Source organism: Neobacillus vireti, assembly GCF_036962465.1.
Taxonomy (GTDB): Bacteria; Bacillota; Bacilli; order Bacillales; family Cytobacillaceae; genus Neobacillus; species Neobacillus vireti_B.
In genome coordinates this window covers 36,141-53,228 of record NZ_JBALNF010000041.1, presented here as the reverse complement: position 1 = coordinate 53,228, position 17,088 = coordinate 36,141, and the positions used below count along the sequence as shown (strand labels likewise).

The window sequence follows — 17,088 nt, the reverse complement described above, 5'->3', positions numbered from 1 at the left end:
CCCACGGTCTGCCCCATCCCCAGCCGAAGCCACCCCACAAACGAGAGTCTTGACCGCCATATTGAGAGGTTTGATCAACTGGCATATAATTGACAGCAGGAGTCATATACATATGATTATTCATTTTTTCCCTCCTCTTTTTATAGTTGACACACTAAAGAATATGCGGGATCACCTATAAACTCTTGGGTAAACGCCCTTTATAGCTTATTTTTCGAGGACATATGACTAGTCCTGATACAAGATTTGTTTTATCAAAACAAAAAAGCTGCCTAATTTAGACAGCTTTTTGTCTGAAACTCATATTTTATTCCTCAACAGCAGCAAAGTCACTATTATTTGCTAGTGCCGTTCCTTCTCCTATAAATCCACTATTATAAGAGTTCAAAATCTGCTGACTTACCTCCATTGTCCCCTTTTCATCAAATTCAAACGTATACTTGTTCTTTGATTCTCCTTTTACCATCCTTTTCGAACCCCCTTATGATTATGTTACTTCATTATTGTTCGAAAAATTGAAACAATTATTCACTGTTAAATATTGTATAATCAAGGTGAGGAGATGATAATCATGGGACTTAAATATCGAAATATTTTAGTCGCTATTGATGGGTCAAAGGAAGCAGAGTGGGCATTTAAAAAAGGGGTAGAAATTGCCAAACGTAATGGTGCACGTATGATACTCGTTCATGTAATCGATACAAGGACTTTTGCCTTAGTCGAAGCATATGATACGGTTATTGGCGACCGTGCAGAAACAGAAGCAAAAGAAATGCTCGAAAAGTATCAACAGCAAGCTGTTGAAGCAGGATTAGCAAATGTTCAATATGAGATTGAGTACGGATCTCCTAAAATTCGTATTCCTAGAGATATAGCAAAAAAACATCACGTGGAGCTAATCCTCTGCGGGGCTACCGGGATGAATGTAGTGGAAAGATTCTTTATCGGAAGTGTTTCAGAACATATCACTCGCTACTCACCTTGCGATGTTCTAGTCGTTCGAACTATAAAAGATACAGAATAAACTTTCTATATTTTAAAGCACGGAGCTCATCGCCCGTGCTTTTTCGCTAAAAGTTAAATATATTATCGTGAATGATCTTTCTATCTATAGTACAATTAAAACAATTATTTTAGATGGTGCCTGACACCATTTCTACTATTAGCATTTTTGATATAGGAGGCTGACATATGGTGGATCATTTTTATTTTGATGAACGTCTTGGGATCCCAGTACCGGATTTAATGGTTGAGTGGGATGAATACAGCAAGGAAACGCAGCAGTTTATTTTGCTTCATTGGGAAAAAATTCGCGGGTCTATACCCGATCGGATTGCTGAACTCGAGCAGGAAATTAACTATAAACAGGCCAAGCTTTCTGATGAAAGTGATTTTCCTCTTTCGTGTAAGTTGAATACTGAAATAGCAGAACTTGCTTCTATCATTAATGATTTATGGCTCTGGTACCGTGCAGATCAAACCGTTTCCACAAAAGTCCATCAATAAAACTCCCTACAAGAGGGAGTTTTTATTATTTAGAGATCTTTTTTTAACTCTCTAACGACATGCCCAATCTCAGGAAGAATTAATTTGCTCATTGCTAATTTGACTGCTCCAGTAGAGCCTGGAGTCGAAAATACAGCTTTATCTTTAACCACACCAGCTATTGCCCTAGATAGGATGGCTGCAGAACCTATATCCTCTTGGTAACTCAGCATTCTAAACAATTCCCCAAAGCCAACTATTTCTTTCTCTAGCAGCCCTTTAACAGTTTCGATGGTTACATCCCGCTTGGCAATTCCAGTCCCGCCATTCGTAAGAATTACATCGATTTCTTCTCTATTACAGGCTTTAAGAATTTCAACTTGGATCGGTCCAGATTCATCTTTAACAATACAATAATCCATGATTTTATGACCTGCATGTTCAAGCATTTCCATCATTAACCGGCCACTTTTATCTGTTTCCTGATTTCTCGTATCACTAACAGTAATGACCATACAATTAACAGCCTTTGGTGCCTCACTTTTATGTTCTTGGGTACTCATCTTTATGACTCCTCTTTATCCTTAAGATATCGCAATTGATAGTATTTATGGGCAAAGTCCGTTACTTTGCGAGTTAATTGATAATTGGTTGCAGCGCCAATGGCCATACTGACAAGTGGTATACCTTGGATTGCTTTTTTCCTGAATAGCATAATTACCATTGCTTTAAACAGCTGCTGAATCGGTTGTTCCAGCCAAGAAATATCGGAAATTTTCTCATTGCCTTCATAAAAATATAACTCTTCTTGCTGCTCTAATTCCGCGATCAAAGAAGCCCAGCCCTCTTTTTGAATTCTCGGCGGCAATGTGGCGGTATGGAATACCTTTAAAGACGACATCATTTCAAACGGGGTATTTACCTCAAAACCGTAGGTCATAGCAATCAATTGGACCACCCGCAGATTTATAACCGCCATTGCCGGAATATCTGCCCCTAACAAAAGCGTACCTCCAGTCCCAGAAAGCCCACCCTGGGTAAAGGAATAGAGGCGATGTCTAGCAATTTGCTGCTCCGCTATGTATTGTAATTGGTCAATATCCAATTTTCGCAAATCTGCGATATTCTCTATATCTTTTCGAAAGATTCTACCCGATCCAAGTATTCTTTCCTTTGCATCCATTTGAAGCTGTGAACCTTGAATAATACTGTGTAAATGAAATAACCAACCGTCAATTACGGAAAAAAATTGCCTTTGAACTTTTTCTGGCAATAAAGAAAAAGAACGTTCCAAATACTTCTCATATAGTAACTGAAAATCATTGGCTTCATAGCTTAACAAGTTTTTTTCCCATGAGCGAATTTCATTCAGAACAACTATTTCACGGTCTGTCAATGGCAATGTAATCCCTCCTGCTCATTGTATCTTTTTCCAGTATATCACATTAAAACAGGACTGAAAAAAGGCAAAAGCCGCAACAAGAGCTTTTGCCTTTCTAATATAAATTTCAGGATTACCTGACTTAACCTTAATGTGTTAAACGAACAACGTCACGGGCAATCATAACCTCTTCATTTGTAGGTATGATGATTACTTTGACTGGGGAATGAGGATAGTTGATAAATGCTTCCTCTCCTCTTACCTTGTTTAAAGCAGGATCCCAATATACGCCCATAAATTCTAAGCCTTTTAAAATACGTTCTCTTATCGGGTCACTATTTTCGCCAATGCCGGCAGTGAAAATAATCGCATCTACGCCATACATACGAGCTGCATATGAGCCAATATATTTATGAATTCGATTCGCAAACACATCCAATGCAAGCTCTGCACGCTCATTTCCTTTGTCAGCTTCCCCAATAATATCGCGAAGATCACTTGAAAAACCAGAAACAGCTAACATACCACTCTTTTTATTTAAGACATCAAGCACTTCTTCAGCTGTTTGATTGGTTTTCTCCATGATATACGGAATAAGCGCTGGGTCAATATTCCCTGAACGGGTACCCATGGTAACCCCTGCCAGCGGAGTGAATCCCATAGATGTGTCAATAGACTTGCCGCCTTCAATCGCAGCAATACTTGCTCCATTTCCTAGGTGACAGGAGAGTAAACGAAGCTGTTCAATCGGACGGCCTAATAATTCAGCTGCACGCTGTGATACATATTTATGACTTGTGCCATGGAAACCATACTTACGAATACCATATTTTTTATAGTATTCATATGGCAAACTGTATAAGAAAGAACTCTCAGGCATTGTTTGGTGGAAGGCTGTATCGAACACAGCAACTGCCGGTACATTAGGAAGAACTTGTTTGAATGCTTTAATACCAGTAGCATTTGCCGGATTGTGCAACGGCGCTAATTCTGACAATTCTTCAATTTTAGCTAAAACTTCATCAGTAATTAAAGCTGAGTCGCTAAACGTTTCTCCTCCATGGACAACACGGTGTCCAATACCTTCAATTTCATTAAGAGACTCAATAATACCTAATGAGGTCAATTTATCCAATAGCATCTTAACTGCAATCTCATGATCGGGAATATCAGTGACTTCTTCGACTTTTTCTCCATTAACCGTAATATTAAAAATTGAATCATTCAGACCAATTCTTTCAATTAATCCTTTTGTAATTACCTCTTCGCAAGGCATTTCAAATAACTGAAACTTCAACGAAGAACTACCTGCATTAATCGCAATAATTTTTGCCATTTTTAAGAACGCTCCTTTTATATAACAACATCGACTTGAAGTAAATTATGTTTTAATACACCCTTATTCTGCGCAAACCGACCCTGTTTATTTCCCTCAATTTTTCATTTAATCACTCTAGGAAAGACATTACAAGGAATAATTTATTTGATACCGATTACATTACAAATGTTCATATATTCACAAATTTCATAATTCCAAGAAAACAAAATAAAGGATAAAGAGGTGAATTCACCTGCTTTATCCTTTATTTTCTTGAAACCACTTTTCCATCTTTGTGAGGATTTTATCCATCTCATACGCATTTGAAAGGCTGGGTAAATTCACCAGCAATGTTTGCTTAGGCGGCTGAACATTTTCGCCCTTCTTTTGTAGTATCAAAATACTTTTCGCTGAACTCTTATTTTTAAATATACTTGTTGGCAATTGCAGAAGGCCTTGGATATACACATGATCCTTTATGTATTCGTGAAGCTGCGGTGCCTGTTCACTTTCAAATAGTCCATTAGGAACTAAAAAGAACAGATACCCCCCTGCATTCGTATGACGGACACCTTGTTCAATAAACAAGTGATGGGAATAAGTATGTCCCGTATCCGCTTTTAATTGATAATCGGCTGCCCTAATATCATTCGGATAGTAACCAACCGGTAAATCAGCGATTACGGCATCGACTGGGTCAATAAATAAAGACTCTAAGCTGTCTTGATTAAAGAATTGAATCGGATACCCCTGCAAATTTGCATTCACATAGGCAAGCTTGATTAGAATATCATCGATTTCTACTCCAATCGCGGTGATTTGTTTACGTGAATGATTCATTACCGTTGTTAAAAGATTTCCTGTTCCAACAGCTGGGTCAAGGAGACGGAAGGATGGCTTCTGCATAAATTTTTCAACTAAATACCCGACGAGCATCCCTACAGAATCGGGAGTCATTTGATGATTTGGCTGCACATTTTCCTTCATACCTTTTAGAATCACTAACTGAAAGGCTTTGCGAAGGTTTTCATTAGTAAAATTGTCCAAGCTAATTTCACTGTATTGCTTCTTTAGCCGCTTGACGGTTAGTTCACTTAACTCTTCCTGTAAAATAGCTCCTTGGAATAGATTTTCACCCGTATCCGCAAGTGCTTCAAGATAGCTGCAAGCTAATTCCTCTTGTAAAATAAGGGCAGTTTCGTTAAATAAAGTAAATAACTCTTCAATTGGAGAAATGTTCATTGTTTCCCTCCATTATTAAATTTCCTTATTCATTCTATACGAGTATGTATTTTTTAAACAAGTAAAAAGACCTCGCAATGTTTGCCGAGGCCTTTAAGGTTATTACTTTGCGCTTTTAGCGGCTTCAAGTGCTGCTTCATAGTTTGGATGGTTTGTTGCTTCACTTACATACTCTACATATACAACTGTATCGCTTGAGTCTACTACAAATACGGCACGCGCTAAAAGTCTTAGCTCCTGGATAGCCACCCCATATGCTTCACCAAAAGAGAGGTCACGGTGGTCAGAAAGGGTTTGAACATTTTCAATTCCAGCAGCAGCACACCAGCGCTTTTGCGCAAATGGTAAGTCAACGCTTACTGTTAGGATTTTAACATTTCCTAAAGAGTTAGCTTCTTCATTGAAACGGCGTGTTTCTGCATCACAAACACCTGTATCTAAAGATGGTACAGATGAAATTAAGCGAACCTGCCCCTTGGTATTATCAAGAGTCACCTCTGATAAGTCATTGGCAAGAACAGTGAAATTCGGAGCCTTGTCGCCAACTTTCACCTCATTGCCAAGCAGCGTAATTGCATTTCCTTTGAATGTAACATTTGCCATACTCATTCATCCTCCTTTGTCGTATTAAAGCCATTTGCTTAAAAACAATAAGACTTTAATTATGTACAGTGTAAATATATCTGTTCAAACCTATTTTTGCAATTATTTGAACTAAGGAATTTTTGATATTAGAGTAAAGGTAGTAATGGGAGCGTTAAAACACAAAAGAAAAAGTTAACCTTCCAAAAATCTCGGAAGATTAACTTTCTTACTTTATAATTCTAAATCGACTTTAGGCTGCTGTTGCTGAGATTGCTGTTGTTGGGATTGCTGTTGAGATTGCTGTTGTTTCCCCTCATCTTTTTTCGAGAACATTTGCTGTATTTTATCGACAGCCTGCGGGGCAAGCTCTAAGATTTTCTCGTATAAATGAGTGCTTTCGTCCAAATGAAGCATTTTTACACCTTGAGAATTTACGATTAAAAAAGCGATAGGAGTAATAGAAACACCACCACCGCTTCCGCCGCCAAATGGAAGTTTAGGCTGTCCTTCTTTTTGACTATTTTCGAGTTTAAACTCACTACCCCCGGCAGCAAATCCAAATCCAACCTTTGATACAGTTAAAATAACACTTCCGTCTGGGGTTTCTACTGGATCACCTATAATCGTATTTACATCAATCATTTCTTTTAAGCTTTCCATTGCGGTCGTCATCAAACCTTGAATTGGATGGTCAGACATGGTTATTTCCTCCTCTATGAAACGGATTTAGTTTTTTCTTCTCGAAATTCTGTACTGCTTTTTTGGTGCGGTTTTCCGCCCCTCCAGAATCTAATCAGTTTTAATCCTGCGAGAATAGCATACCCGATTCGAAACTGAAACATACATGTTAACCTTGTATGAATTACAACTGCCTGAAAATGGGGGGTAACCGTTAATTGTGGCATTTCTTTCAACCTCATATAATGGCTGAGGAGTCCAACAATGCCACCTTTAACAGCCCATAAGGCCCCAGTCATCATACCTGTATGTGCAGCATCACCAACACCCAATAAGGTCTGCCACTCAAAATTTTTAATGGTGACCTTCTGTAAAAACTTTTTGACTATTATATTCAAATCGAAAACCTTATGCAGGATATCTTTTGTTCTATGGAGTTTACTTAGAAAATCCTGCTTGGTTAACTGACTTACATCAGCTTCAGTGTCTTTATCAGTGGTGTCTCCCATTTGAGTTTTACTTTTCACCACAATACTTGGGGAATCATCATCCACTTTAATTTCGGGTACTTTTATTTTGTATTTGATTAAACCAAACAATACTCGTAACTCTATCTTTAAATCGTCATTATCGTTTAGATGAGAATAGTAAACATAGATCGTCAACTTTGTAAAAATAATTAATAGAAATAAGAACAATAAGATCATAAGAGAGAGAAGAAGCCAAAACATTTTCTCACATCCTTTCAGCCCATTATTATTTGCTTTTATCTAAAAAATAAACCTGCCCTACAATATTGATAGGTTGATCCTGCTTTTATATTATTTCTAAAAAATGCTAAACTAAATTCAGAGGTTTTATTTTTCAGCATGATATGACATCTTCATCATCTTACAGGGGGACTGAAAATGGAGACCAGACGAAATATTTATTTTTATCACAAACGGGATGCGGATTTACTATTAAAAATAGCACCCCTGCTAGAACTAGCGAAACGTTACGATTTTACAGTTGTGGATGATTACCGAAAGGCTAACATTATTGCCAGTGTAGGAGACGATGGAACATTCTTACAAGCGGTAAGAAAAACTGGTTTCAGAGAAGATTGCCTTTATACGGGGATTTCTGTCCTGGATAATTTGAGTATGTATTGTGATTTCCGCATTAATGATACCTCAAAAATGATTGAGGCGATTACCACGAATACCCAATTAAAGGTCCGCCGTTATCCTACCATCGAGGTAACAGTCGATGGTCAAAGTACATTTCGCTGTTTGAATGAATTTAGCATCAGATCATCTATTATTAAAACACTCGTGATGGATGTGTTTATTGATCAGCTCCATCTTGAAACGTTTCGAGGTGATGGATTAATCGTCGCTACCCCAACAGGCAGCACAGCTTATAATAAATCAGTTAGTGGCTCGATCGTGGACCCGCTGCTCTCTTGTATGCAAGTTAGTGAGGTAGCATCTGTTAATACAAATCAATATCGAACACTTGGTGCTTCCTTTATTGTTGGAAGTGAACGCACACTTACCTTGAGGGTTATTCAGGAAGGGAATGATCATCCTACCATGGGGATGGATAATGAGGCCTTAAGTATCCGTCATGTTGAAACCATTCAAATTAAAATTAGTGATAACAAAATAAAAACCTTAAAATTAAAAGATAATGCTTTTTGGAATAAAGTTAAGCGAACCTTTCTATGAGAAAAGCGCAAGCGCCTTGGTCAGCCCCGACAAGCACAAGACGAGCCGGCCGAAAGGTTGCTTTTTAACCTTTTGGACGGATTGGCTTGTGACCTCGAGGGGCTAGGCGCTGGAGCTAGACAATTCTCAAAGTCAAAAACTTTTATTCTTTCTCATAAATAAAACCTTATCCGCCATCAGTCGGATAAGGTTTTTCAACTTAAAGAGCAGCTCTGTTTTCAGGTGAAATCTTAACTTTTCTTTTAGTAAACAATTTTGTTTTTGATAATGAATAGATGACTAGTGCAACCCAGATAAACATAAAGGATAATAATTGTATTTTAGAAAAATGCTCTTGATAAACAAAAATACCTAGGATCAAGGTTAGTGTTGGTGAAATATATTGCAGGAAGCCAAGTAATGAAAGTGGAATTTTCTGGGCGCCTTTTGCAAAATAAAGCAGTGGTATTGCCGTAACTGCACCTGCACCCATTAATAATAAATTAGTTCTCCAATCGGAGATAAATAAAGAATTTGTCCCATGTAGAAATAAGTAAATCATATAAATAGCAGCGATGGGTGCCAGTACCATTGTTTCTAATGTTAAACCAACCGACGATTCCACATGAATCACTTTCTTTGCCAGTCCGTACAACCCAAATGATAGCGCCAAAGAAATCGCAATCCAAGGAAAGACACCGTGAGAAACGGTTATGATAACTACCCCAATTGCAGCTAATATAAAGGATACAAGCTGCGCAAATGTTAATTTTTCTTTAAGGACAATCATCCCTAATACTATACTAATAAGTGGATTAATATAGTAGCCAAGACTTGCCTCAATCATATGACCGCTATTGACTGCCCAAATATAAACAAACCAATTAACACTAATGAGTAAAGAGGCAATGGTTAGGAAATACATCTGTTTTTTATTTTCGGCAAATCCTTTCAATGTAGAAACAAATAAACTCCATTTTTTTGTGATAACTAGAACAAGTATCATAAAAATAAATGACCAAAAAATCCGATTTGCGAGAATTTCCTGTGCATTTACCTTATCTAAGAATTTCCAATAAATCGGCAGTAATCCCCAAAGAAAATACGAAAAGCCGGCATGAAGCGCTCCCTTATTTGCATTTGTTTTTTTCATCTTTCTTCCGATCCCCTTAATGTTTCTAATTTCGAAATACTCTTTATTATACCTCGAAAATCAGAATATAGAAGACCATTTAACTACCCAATCTATTCCAGATTTCGCAAAATTAAAAGAGGGCGGGAGGTAAACCTCCACACCCTCTGTAGCCATCTTATTCAATTTGATTAACGAGAAAACCCGCCGCCTAATTGTTGTTCAGCCATTGATACTAAACGCTTAGTGATTTCACCACCAACAGAACCGTTAGCACGTGAAGTAGTGTCAGCACCAAGATTTACACCAAATTCTTGAGCAATTTCATATTTCATTTGATCAAGAGCTTGTTCAACACCAGGAACTAATAAGTTGTTTGAGTTGTTGCTTGCCATGTGATATCACCTCCTTGTGAGTATAGAATGTGTAGAAACTGTAAAGTTCATTCTATAATCCAATTGGTAATTGTTCACAAAAAATTCATATTTTGTTTATTAAAATAATGAATCAAATTCTGAATGTTGGTCTTCAGGTGTAATGACAAGCGTTTCGACCGCTTGAACCGCTTCTTCCATTAAGGAAGTAAAATCTGAAAAGCTTTCATAATACTGTACTTTCTCTCGACGCGGCTTTGTTTTAGGAGAGGCAGGAACAAAGATGGTACAGCAGTCCTCAAAAGGCCTATTGGAAATCTCCAGAGTATCTATTTCATCCGCGATTTTGATTATATCTGTTTTGTCCATCGTAATCAATGGACGAAGAATAGGGGTATTGGTAACCTCATTAATCGTATACATACTTTCTAACGTTTGGCTCGCTACCTGACCAAGACTTTCACCAGTTATAATCGCAAGCGCCTCTTGTTTCATCCGAATCCTATCTGTAATGCGAAGCATCATTCTCCGCGTTGAAGTCATTGTATAATTTTCCGGTATTTGCTCGTGAATAGCCTGTTGGATGTCGGTAAACGGCACAATATGAAGCTTGATCGTACTTCCATAAATTTCGCCCAGCTTTTTCGTGAGATCTACTACCTTTTCTTTGGATCTTTCACTTGTAAAGGGCGGGCTAAAGAAATGAACTGCTTCAATTTCCAATCCCCGTTTCATTGCCATGTACCCCGCGACAGGACTGTCTATTCCTCCTGACAGCATGAGCATGGCTTTTCCGTTCGAGCCAACCGGCATGCCGCCAGCACCCGGTATATTTTCACATGATAAATAAATTGCATCTTCTCTAACTTCTATTCGTAAATTAAGATCCGGATTCTTTACATCTACTCGAAGGCCGGGGATATTCTGGAGTAAATAGCCGCCAATAGTGCGATTGATTCCATCAGTATCTAACTCGAATGTTTTATCAGAACGTTTTGGGGTTACCTTGAAAGTTTGTCCGTCCTTATAATGCGCCCTAACAAACTCCAATGCTGATTCTTTTAGTGCCTCCACATTTCTTTCTACTTTAATGGCCGGACTAAAGGATTGAATCCCAAATATATGCTTTAGTTTCTCAATTATTTCAGTTCCATTTTCTCCGTTTAATAAAACATACATCCGATCCCGGCTTGCCTCTATTTTACTATTTGGAAAAGAGGCCAAGGTCAGCTTTACGCTTTTTTTAAGTTTCTCAACAAATTTATGGCGATTTCTTCCTTTTGTGGATATTTCACCATAACGTATTAAAATACGGTCATAATTCATTTATTTCCTAACCTTTCGTAATTGGTTTACATATTTTTTTATTGCATGAATAACAACAATTGCCTCTTCTTCTGTGTTATCAAAACTGAGACTGATTCGGACCGAGCTATCGGCTAATTGTTCCGGAACCCCCATGGCAATTAGTGTTTTGCTTGGTGATTTCCGCTTAGAAGAACAGGCACTTGTGGTGGATATAAAAATACCTTCCTGTTCAAGCGCATGAATAAATACTTCCGATTTTGTTTGTTCAAGAGAAAAATTTAAAATATGTGGTGCCGATCCTTCAAGTGGTGTATGAACCTTCACACCTGCCATTTCGTTTAAACTTTTCCTAATCATGTTCTGGATTTTTATCATGTCTGCTATCCCATGCACACTTTTCCCCAATGTCATCCTTAGGGCCTTTGCCATCGCAACTACCCCCGCAACATTTTCCGTGCCGCTGCGCAGCTTCCGCTCTTGATTGCCCCCAGATAATAAAGGTGTTAGTCTAGTACCTTCACGAACAAATAATATACCTGTCCCCTTTAGACCATGGAATTTATGCGCGGATAATGAGCAGAGATCAATCCTGTTTCGATTTATAGATAGTGGTACTTTTCCAATCGCTTGGACGGCATCGACATGAAATAAAATGGTTGGATATTTTTTTAACATCTCACCAATTTCAGTGATTGGCTGTATAGACCCTACTTCATTATTTACCTGCATGATCGAAATCAATATAGTCTCTTTGCGAATTGCTCTTTCTACGTCCTCCACAGAGACTCTCCCATTTCGGTCCACTGGTAAATACGTAATGTCAAAGCCTTCCCCGGCAAGCTGCTCCATTACTGCCAACACAGATGCATGCTCAATACTTGACGTAATGATATGCCGCCCTTTATTTCGGTTCAATAGAGCGGCCCCTTTAATCGCCATATTATTACTCTCTGTCCCGCCAGACGTAAAATAAATTTCAGAGGGTTTTACCTTTAATAACTTCGCTATCTGTTCTCTTGCCTGAGTCAACAGTTTCTCTGCCTGCCCTCCAATTCGATGCAAGGAGGAAGGATTTCCAAAATATTCACTGGAAACTGTCGTAAAGGAATCTAAAACTTCTTTATATGGTTTAGTTGTTGCACTATTATCAAAATAAATCATGATGTTGTCTCCTCCCCCGCCCAGACACTTAACAAAAATAAATCTTATCATATTTAGGTTAGTTTGAAAAAGAAAAAACCGATTCAAGCCGCCGTACGGCTGAATCGGTTTCTTCACCAACCTAATGTGTTACACTCGCTGCTTTAATTTTCTTCAATGCTTCCGGGTCAATACCTTGAAGGGAGGCGGCTACCTGTTCTAATGCTTCCTGATACTCATAATGCCTAAAAGCTTCTTCCGCATCTGCTAATCCTTTGGCGACAGACGGGTACTTGCTGCGGTACCGATTTCCATATTGAATGGCTTTTTCGGCCAATGTAACATTTTCAATTAGCTCATAGGTAGTGGTCACAAGCTTTTCAACGGTTAATACAGCCACTTCTAGGTATTGATTAAGGGCTGATACATTAAGCGGCTTTTCTTCAAGCTGATAGCGAACGTTTTGAATGCTGTCGTTTGTATCTTCAAAAAGAAATTGGTAATCTGCAGGCAAACCAGGAACATTGTTTTTCTTCACAATTCTGATTGTCTCGCCCACCTTTTTTGTTAATTCCATAACCTTTTCCCGCGCTTCGATTTCATCTTTTCGTAAAGCCTGAAGTTTTAATGCAAAGGCCTGCTGTCCTTCACGAATTACTTCTAGCTGTTCTTTAATCGAATTTAATTCTTCGCTAAGCGCCGTTTGTGCTGTTCCATTCATCTTCAATTTTTCAACTAATATCTCATAATGCTTATATACTGTGGAAAGTTCTTTTTCAAGCTGCCTTTGAGTCTCAAAATCGCTGTCCGATAATTGATAGCTTTGTTGAACCGCAAACACCTCATTAGACAGCTCCTTATTTTCTTTTTGAGCAGAAGCTAAAAGCTCATAGGCTGCTTTTTCATTTTTAATCACGAAATGTTTCGCATGAACTTCTTTTTCCAAAAGATCAAATAGGACATCGATTCGGTCCTTTATTTCTTTAATTCCTTCCTCTGCCAGATCAATTTTAGCTGTCTCAATCAGCACTAAATTTTCAGCAAGCTTCTCTTCCAAACGTTTCACTTCTTGTTCTACATTGATATGGTCTAAGTAGTAATCCTGCCCCGTCATTTCACGATGTCCTTCTAAACAATCGGATAACAGATTGGGAAGTAGTGACTGACATTCTATTAACATCTGGGGGATTAAATCCATATGGTGTTTGATTTTTCCAAGCTGACTATGTATAAGTAAAACGACTTCACGCGCTTCTAAGTAATTTCCGAGTTCCGTTTTCTCATCATATTCTTTATAATTATGTGCCACTTCGTTTAAAAGCAGTTCTAGATGTTTTTCGGCTTTGCCAAAGCTATGCCGGTGAGCAAGCAGCCTCTTTTTTGCTTCACGATATTTTTCTTTTAATTCTTCAATTTCTACTCTGTTTTTTTCCTCACTGCCAACAAGCTCATGGAGTTCATCCAATATATTCTTAATTTGATTTTCTGTTTCCTCCAATTTCGTATGAATAGCTTGCTGTACCTCTTTTGCCTTTTTAAAGCGGTACCGATCAATATATTCTTCCGCATCAAAAAGCATTTCTTCTAAATCAGGGAGCTTCACGGTTACTACATCATCCCATTGATTCCGCCAACGTTCAAACAGCTCCTCTGTTTGGCCTGTCATATTTAACTGTTTTACCTTCGACATTTCATCCAGTATCGGCCGGTCTAATAAATCAATTTTCCATGCCTCGAGCCGATCCATTTCCTTAAAGTATTTTTTCTTTATTAAATACCCCCATACAAACAAGGCTAGTAGCAGGATGAAAAATCCAATGAAATACTTCACAAGTAAGCCTCCTATATCAAACAACATATTCAAATTCATCTATATTAAAAGAATTTATTCATATTCCCATTCAATGCTATTATGATAACATGTTAACGACATTTTTTGACTATTAATTTCAATTTTTTTGTAAAATACAATAAAAAAAATAGCGATTACCGCTATTTTATCACTGCGCCCTTCATTACTGGACCTTCATAGCTTAAAGTTTTATCAATCCAAGCGTATAGTTCCTTTAAATACTTTTGTTCAAAAAATGGCTCATTCGGGAAAATATATAAAACTTCTCGCATATATTGTGTATTCATAAATGGCATCATTAACAAACTCTTTAATTGAATAATTAAGTATGGAATCGAATGCGGCCGAAATTCCTGCCATTCAAAGCCTCTTTCCATGATCTTTTGCAAATAATATTTCTCTTTTAAGGAATAGGTTGACATGATTTCCCTTACTACTTGTGAATCCATAGACATTTCCCGATAGACAAAACTGGAAAGTTGACTATTTTCACATTGATAATGGAGTAAATCTGCGACAATCCTCTTTAAACATTCTTTTGCACCACGGTCGATGGAGAGATACGCTTCTTCTATCTTATTGATATATTGTTCAAAAAAATGCATGAAGCAGTATTCTAATAGTCCAGGTTTATTATTGAAATAGTAAGCAATGGTAGCGGTGTTAACTTTAGCTATTTTAGCAATATCCCTAACTGATGTACCTGAATACCCATTTGAATTAAACAACGATATGGCAGCCTGAACAATTGCTTCCTTTGCATTTTTCTTCATGTATTCTCCTCCTTAGGTATCCCATACATAGGATTTCTGTATAATATGACTGAATCCTTTATGAAAATATCGACAAAGTGCGCTCCTTTTCTTCTTTTTTTGATAAAATAATAAATAATTCATTATAGAAAAAGGTGAAATTACTTGTTTAACGTCGAAATGTATAAAGGAACTCGTGAAGAGAATTATAAGCTTGTAAAAAAACAGCTGCAGGCCCTGCTTCATGATGAGAAAAATCAAATCGCTAATCTAAGCAATGCTTCTGCTCTGTTGAACCAATTTCTCGATCGGATTAACTGGGTTGGTTTTTATTTAATGGATTCAAATGGAGAGCTAGTTCTTGGTCCTTTTCAAGGATTACCGGCCTGTGTAAGAATACCTCTCGGGAAGGGCGTATGTGGAACATCAGCTTTGAAAAAGGAGACCATCCGAGTAGAAGACGTTCATCAATTCCCAGGCCATATCGCCTGCGATGCGGCTTCACGATCTGAGATCGTCATTCCGCTCTTGAAAGACGGGGAACTCTTTGGGGTGTTAGACATCGATTCCCCAGAAGTGAATCGCTTTGATGAGCTTGATCAGCAAAAGCTTGAAGAGTTGGCAGCTGTAATAGTCGATCATTTATAAAGTACTTATAGGTTAAGTCTAATAAGGAAGAGCACAGATATCGCATTCTGTGCTCTTCTTGATTGAATATGATCCTAACATACCATGCTTGCATCCTCTTGGATGACCACCTTGTTTTTCCCAGTTTCTTTTGCCCGGTATAATGCTTCATCGGCTCTTTTAAATAAATATTGATAGGTATCATTCCGTTCCTTTTTCCAGTAAGACACACCACAGGATACTGTAATATGCGGGTCAGAGCACTCTGACACCTTATGCAGAATCCTTTGGGCAATGACAACTCCTGTTTCTAACGAAACCCTTGGCAAATAAATAGCAAGCTCCTCTCCGCCCCAGCGTGCACCAATATCACTTTCTCGAATACTGCTTTTTATGAGATTCGCTACTTGAACCAATATCAAATCTCCAATTTGATGGCCATAGGTATCATTTATTTCTTTAAAATTATCAATATCAATAAGAATAAAGGATCCTTCCTCATCTTTCTTCATCGATTGTTGTATTTTTTCATCTAAAAACTTACGTGAATGAAGCTTGGTAAGATGATCCGTGGTTACCAACTTTTCAAGTTCAGCTCTTAATAGGGCATTGGTTAATGCCAAAGATGAATGATAGACCAAGGATTGAAGCAATTTAAACGCCTCAAACGGGAAGAAGTAGGGATCTCGATGCATAATAATAGAAAATCCTTTCAGCTTCTTGCTGACAACGACCGGAACCGCCATTACAGAATGAAAAACAGGTGAAAGAGGCTGAGGAAGATTCAAATCTCCAATAAATAATGGTTCGTTACTCTGTTGAAATTTTCCTTTTACATAGTCAATGTAGATTTGAGCTTGTTGTGTTAAAAAAAATGCCGTCGAGCCAGGGAGTACTTTTGCTGTTAGTTGGTCCCTGGTGAATAGAAAAAAACCAACTTCCTGTGCATCAAAAGAGCTTTTAATTTGTTCAGACATAATGGTCATCGTTTCTACTAATGGCTGGTTTGAATTTAATTGGTATGACGCTTTATTAATTAATTGCAGATCGGAAATGGTTTTTTGCGCTTGCTGATGTAGTTTAGCATTTTCCAAGGCACTGCCCGCAGACTCCGACAATGACCTGATAAATTCTGCCTCATCAGCCGGAAATTTGGTCATTTCTGGTGCAATTACTTGAAGCACACCATAAATCTTCGAATTACTTTTTAAAGGGGCGTAGAGGGCAGCATGTTCGGACGCATCTGAACTTTCAAATTGAATTTCTCCAGACTCATAGGCATTAATGACAATCATATTTTCACTATCGTATTCTAAGTCCATGATTGGCAGGTCACTATGATGGTAGGCATCTTGTGCTAAGAGTAAGGAGTAGGAATAATTAGGAAAAATCTCTTTTAGGGTAACAAATATTTCCCCTAATAGATCGTCCACATTCAAGGTTGAATGAAATTTTTCAGATATTTGAAATAATTTTTTATATTTTTCTGTATCCAATAGTAAATCCCCTTTAGAGACTACATA

At 37.9% G+C, this 17,088-nt stretch carries 19 protein-coding genes; 4 read left to right on the top strand and 15 right to left on the bottom strand.

The window, feature by feature from the left end:
* Positions 1–307: 307 nt before the first annotated feature.
* Entirely contained in the window at positions 308–466 is a 159-nt protein-coding gene (locus tag V7077_RS17805; protein WP_215044111.1) for a hypothetical protein, read from the bottom strand.
* Between the two features lie 105 nt (positions 467–571).
* Here V7077_RS17805 and V7077_RS17800 point away from each other — a divergent pair, with 105 nt between their 5' ends.
* Both V7077_RS17800 and V7077_RS17795 read left to right on the top strand, forming a co-directional pair.
* Complete coding sequence (locus V7077_RS17800; RefSeq protein ID WP_335504348.1) at positions 572–1,024, top strand: universal stress protein; 453 nt, start codon at positions 572–574, stop codon at positions 1,022–1,024.
* A 167-nt stretch (positions 1,025–1,191) separates the two neighbouring features.
* Positions 1,192–1,506 (top strand): hypothetical protein, encoded by a 315-nt coding sequence (locus V7077_RS17795; protein ID WP_335504346.1) that lies wholly within the window; start codon positions 1,192–1,194, stop codon positions 1,504–1,506.
* A gap of 29 nt (positions 1,507–1,535) precedes the next feature.
* Here V7077_RS17795 and V7077_RS17790 read toward each other — a convergent pair whose 3' ends face one another.
* The 7 genes from V7077_RS17790 to V7077_RS17760 form a co-directional block, all read right to left on the bottom strand.
* Positions 1,536–2,048: a MogA/MoaB family molybdenum cofactor biosynthesis protein gene (locus V7077_RS17790; RefSeq protein WP_335504344.1), complete on the bottom strand. Its 513-nt coding sequence runs from the start codon at positions 2,046–2,048 to the stop codon at positions 1,536–1,538.
* A 2-nt stretch (positions 2,049–2,050) separates the two neighbouring features.
* Complete coding sequence (locus tag V7077_RS17785; protein ID WP_335504342.1) at positions 2,051–2,887, bottom strand: EcsC family protein; 837 nt, start codon at positions 2,885–2,887, stop codon at positions 2,051–2,053.
* A 127-nt stretch (positions 2,888–3,014) separates the two neighbouring features.
* Positions 3,015–4,202 carry an acetate kinase gene (locus V7077_RS17780; protein WP_335504339.1) on the bottom strand — a complete coding sequence of 396 codons (1,188 nt, stop codon included), beginning with the start codon at positions 4,200–4,202 and terminating at the stop codon, positions 3,015–3,017.
* A gap of 240 nt (positions 4,203–4,442) precedes the next feature.
* Positions 4,443–5,426, bottom strand: coding sequence for a class I SAM-dependent methyltransferase (locus tag V7077_RS17775; protein ID WP_335504337.1), 984 nt, complete (start codon positions 5,424–5,426; stop codon positions 4,443–4,445).
* A 102-nt stretch (positions 5,427–5,528) separates the two neighbouring features.
* Positions 5,529–6,029: a thiol peroxidase gene (gene tpx / locus V7077_RS17770; RefSeq protein WP_335504335.1), complete on the bottom strand. Its 501-nt coding sequence runs from the start codon at positions 6,027–6,029 to the stop codon at positions 5,529–5,531.
* A gap of 213 nt (positions 6,030–6,242) precedes the next feature.
* Positions 6,243–6,710: a GerW family sporulation protein gene (ytfJ, locus tag V7077_RS17765; RefSeq protein WP_335504333.1), complete on the bottom strand. Its 468-nt coding sequence runs from the start codon at positions 6,708–6,710 to the stop codon at positions 6,243–6,245.
* A 14-nt stretch (positions 6,711–6,724) separates the two neighbouring features.
* Positions 6,725–7,420, bottom strand: coding sequence for a DUF2953 domain-containing protein (locus V7077_RS17760; protein WP_335504331.1), 696 nt, complete (start codon positions 7,418–7,420; stop codon positions 6,725–6,727).
* A 177-nt stretch (positions 7,421–7,597) separates the two neighbouring features.
* On the opposite strand from V7077_RS17760, the gene V7077_RS17755 reads away from it, so the two are divergent.
* Positions 7,598–8,401, top strand: coding sequence for an NAD kinase (locus V7077_RS17755; RefSeq protein WP_335504329.1), 804 nt, complete (start codon positions 7,598–7,600; stop codon positions 8,399–8,401).
* Positions 8,402–8,600: 199 nt separating this feature from the next.
* On the opposite strand, the gene rarD is transcribed toward V7077_RS17755, so the two are convergent.
* The 6 genes from rarD to refZ all read right to left on the bottom strand — a co-directional run bounded on the left by rarD (position 8,601) and on the right by refZ (position 14,959).
* Positions 8,601–9,533: an EamA family transporter RarD gene (gene rarD / locus V7077_RS17750; protein WP_335504327.1), complete on the bottom strand. Its 933-nt coding sequence runs from the start codon at positions 9,531–9,533 to the stop codon at positions 8,601–8,603.
* Between the two features lie 170 nt (positions 9,534–9,703).
* A complete protein-coding gene (locus tag V7077_RS17745) occupies positions 9,704–9,907 on the bottom strand; it encodes an alpha/beta-type small acid-soluble spore protein (RefSeq protein WP_098532038.1) in 204 nt (67 codons plus the stop codon).
* Between the two features lie 99 nt (positions 9,908–10,006).
* Positions 10,007–11,212 carry a tRNA uracil 4-sulfurtransferase ThiI gene (gene thiI, locus V7077_RS17740; RefSeq protein WP_335504325.1) on the bottom strand — a complete coding sequence of 402 codons (1,206 nt, stop codon included), beginning with the start codon at positions 11,210–11,212 and terminating at the stop codon, positions 10,007–10,009.
* The gene (locus tag V7077_RS17735) at positions 11,213–12,355 is read right to left on the bottom strand and encodes a cysteine desulfurase family protein (RefSeq protein WP_335504323.1); all 1,143 of its coding nucleotides are present in this window, start codon (positions 12,353–12,355) and stop codon (positions 11,213–11,215) included.
* Between the two features lie 121 nt (positions 12,356–12,476).
* The gene (gene ezrA / locus V7077_RS17730; RefSeq protein WP_335504321.1) at positions 12,477–14,165 is read right to left on the bottom strand and encodes a septation ring formation regulator EzrA; all 1,689 of its coding nucleotides are present in this window, start codon (positions 14,163–14,165) and stop codon (positions 12,477–12,479) included.
* A 161-nt stretch (positions 14,166–14,326) separates the two neighbouring features.
* Positions 14,327–14,959, bottom strand: a complete 633-nt coding sequence (gene refZ, locus V7077_RS17725) for a forespore capture DNA-binding protein RefZ (protein ID WP_335504319.1) — start codon at positions 14,957–14,959, stop codon at positions 14,327–14,329.
* A 144-nt stretch (positions 14,960–15,103) separates the two neighbouring features.
* Here refZ and V7077_RS17720 point away from each other — a divergent pair, with 144 nt between their 5' ends.
* Positions 15,104–15,586, top strand: a complete 483-nt coding sequence (locus tag V7077_RS17720; protein ID WP_335504316.1) for a GAF domain-containing protein — start codon at positions 15,104–15,106, stop codon at positions 15,584–15,586.
* A 74-nt stretch (positions 15,587–15,660) separates the two neighbouring features.
* Here V7077_RS17720 and V7077_RS17715 read toward each other — a convergent pair.
* The coding region (locus tag V7077_RS17715) for a sensor domain-containing diguanylate cyclase (RefSeq protein ID WP_335504314.1) at positions 15,661–17,088 on the bottom strand (1,428 nt) is incomplete at its 5' end.

Excerpts from the sequence above, each read along its gene's own strand:
- V7077_RS17805 (WP_215044111.1), bottom strand. The coding sequence starts at position 466 with ATGGTAAAAGGAGAATCAAAGAACAAGTATACGTTTGAATTTGATGAA.
- V7077_RS17800 (WP_335504348.1), top strand. The coding sequence starts at position 572 with ATGGGACTTAAATATCGAAATATTTTAGTCGCTATTGATGGGTCAAAG.
- V7077_RS17795 (WP_335504346.1), top strand. The coding sequence starts at position 1,192 with ATGGTGGATCATTTTTATTTTGATGAACGTCTTGGGATCCCAGTACCG.
- V7077_RS17790 (WP_335504344.1), bottom strand. The coding sequence starts at position 2,048 with ATGAGTACCCAAGAACATAAAAGTGAGGCACCAAAGGCTGTTAATTGT.
- V7077_RS17780 (WP_335504339.1), bottom strand. The coding sequence starts at position 4,202 with ATGGCAAAAATTATTGCGATTAATGCAGGTAGTTCTTCGTTGAAGTTT.
- V7077_RS17775 (WP_335504337.1), bottom strand. The coding sequence starts at position 5,426 with ATGAACATTTCTCCAATTGAAGAGTTATTTACTTTATTTAACGAAACT.
- tpx (WP_335504335.1), bottom strand. The coding sequence starts at position 6,029 with ATGGCAAATGTTACATTCAAAGGAAATGCAATTACGCTGCTTGGCAAT.
- ytfJ (WP_335504333.1), bottom strand. The coding sequence starts at position 6,710 with ATGTCTGACCATCCAATTCAAGGTTTGATGACGACCGCAATGGAAAGC.
- V7077_RS17760 (WP_335504331.1), bottom strand. The coding sequence starts at position 7,420 with ATGTTTTGGCTTCTTCTCTCTCTTATGATCTTATTGTTCTTATTTCTA.
- V7077_RS17755 (WP_335504329.1), top strand. The coding sequence starts at position 7,598 with ATGGAGACCAGACGAAATATTTATTTTTATCACAAACGGGATGCGGAT.
- rarD (WP_335504327.1), bottom strand. The coding sequence starts at position 9,533 with ATGAAAAAAACAAATGCAAATAAGGGAGCGCTTCATGCCGGCTTTTCG.
- V7077_RS17745 (WP_098532038.1), bottom strand. The coding sequence starts at position 9,907 with ATGGCAAGCAACAACTCAAACAACTTATTAGTTCCTGGTGTTGAACAA.
- thiI (WP_335504325.1), bottom strand. The coding sequence starts at position 11,212 with ATGAATTATGACCGTATTTTAATACGTTATGGTGAAATATCCACAAAA.
- V7077_RS17735 (WP_335504323.1), bottom strand. The coding sequence starts at position 12,355 with ATGATTTATTTTGATAATAGTGCAACAACTAAACCATATAAAGAAGTT.
- refZ (WP_335504319.1), bottom strand. The coding sequence starts at position 14,959 with ATGAAGAAAAATGCAAAGGAAGCAATTGTTCAGGCTGCCATATCGTTG.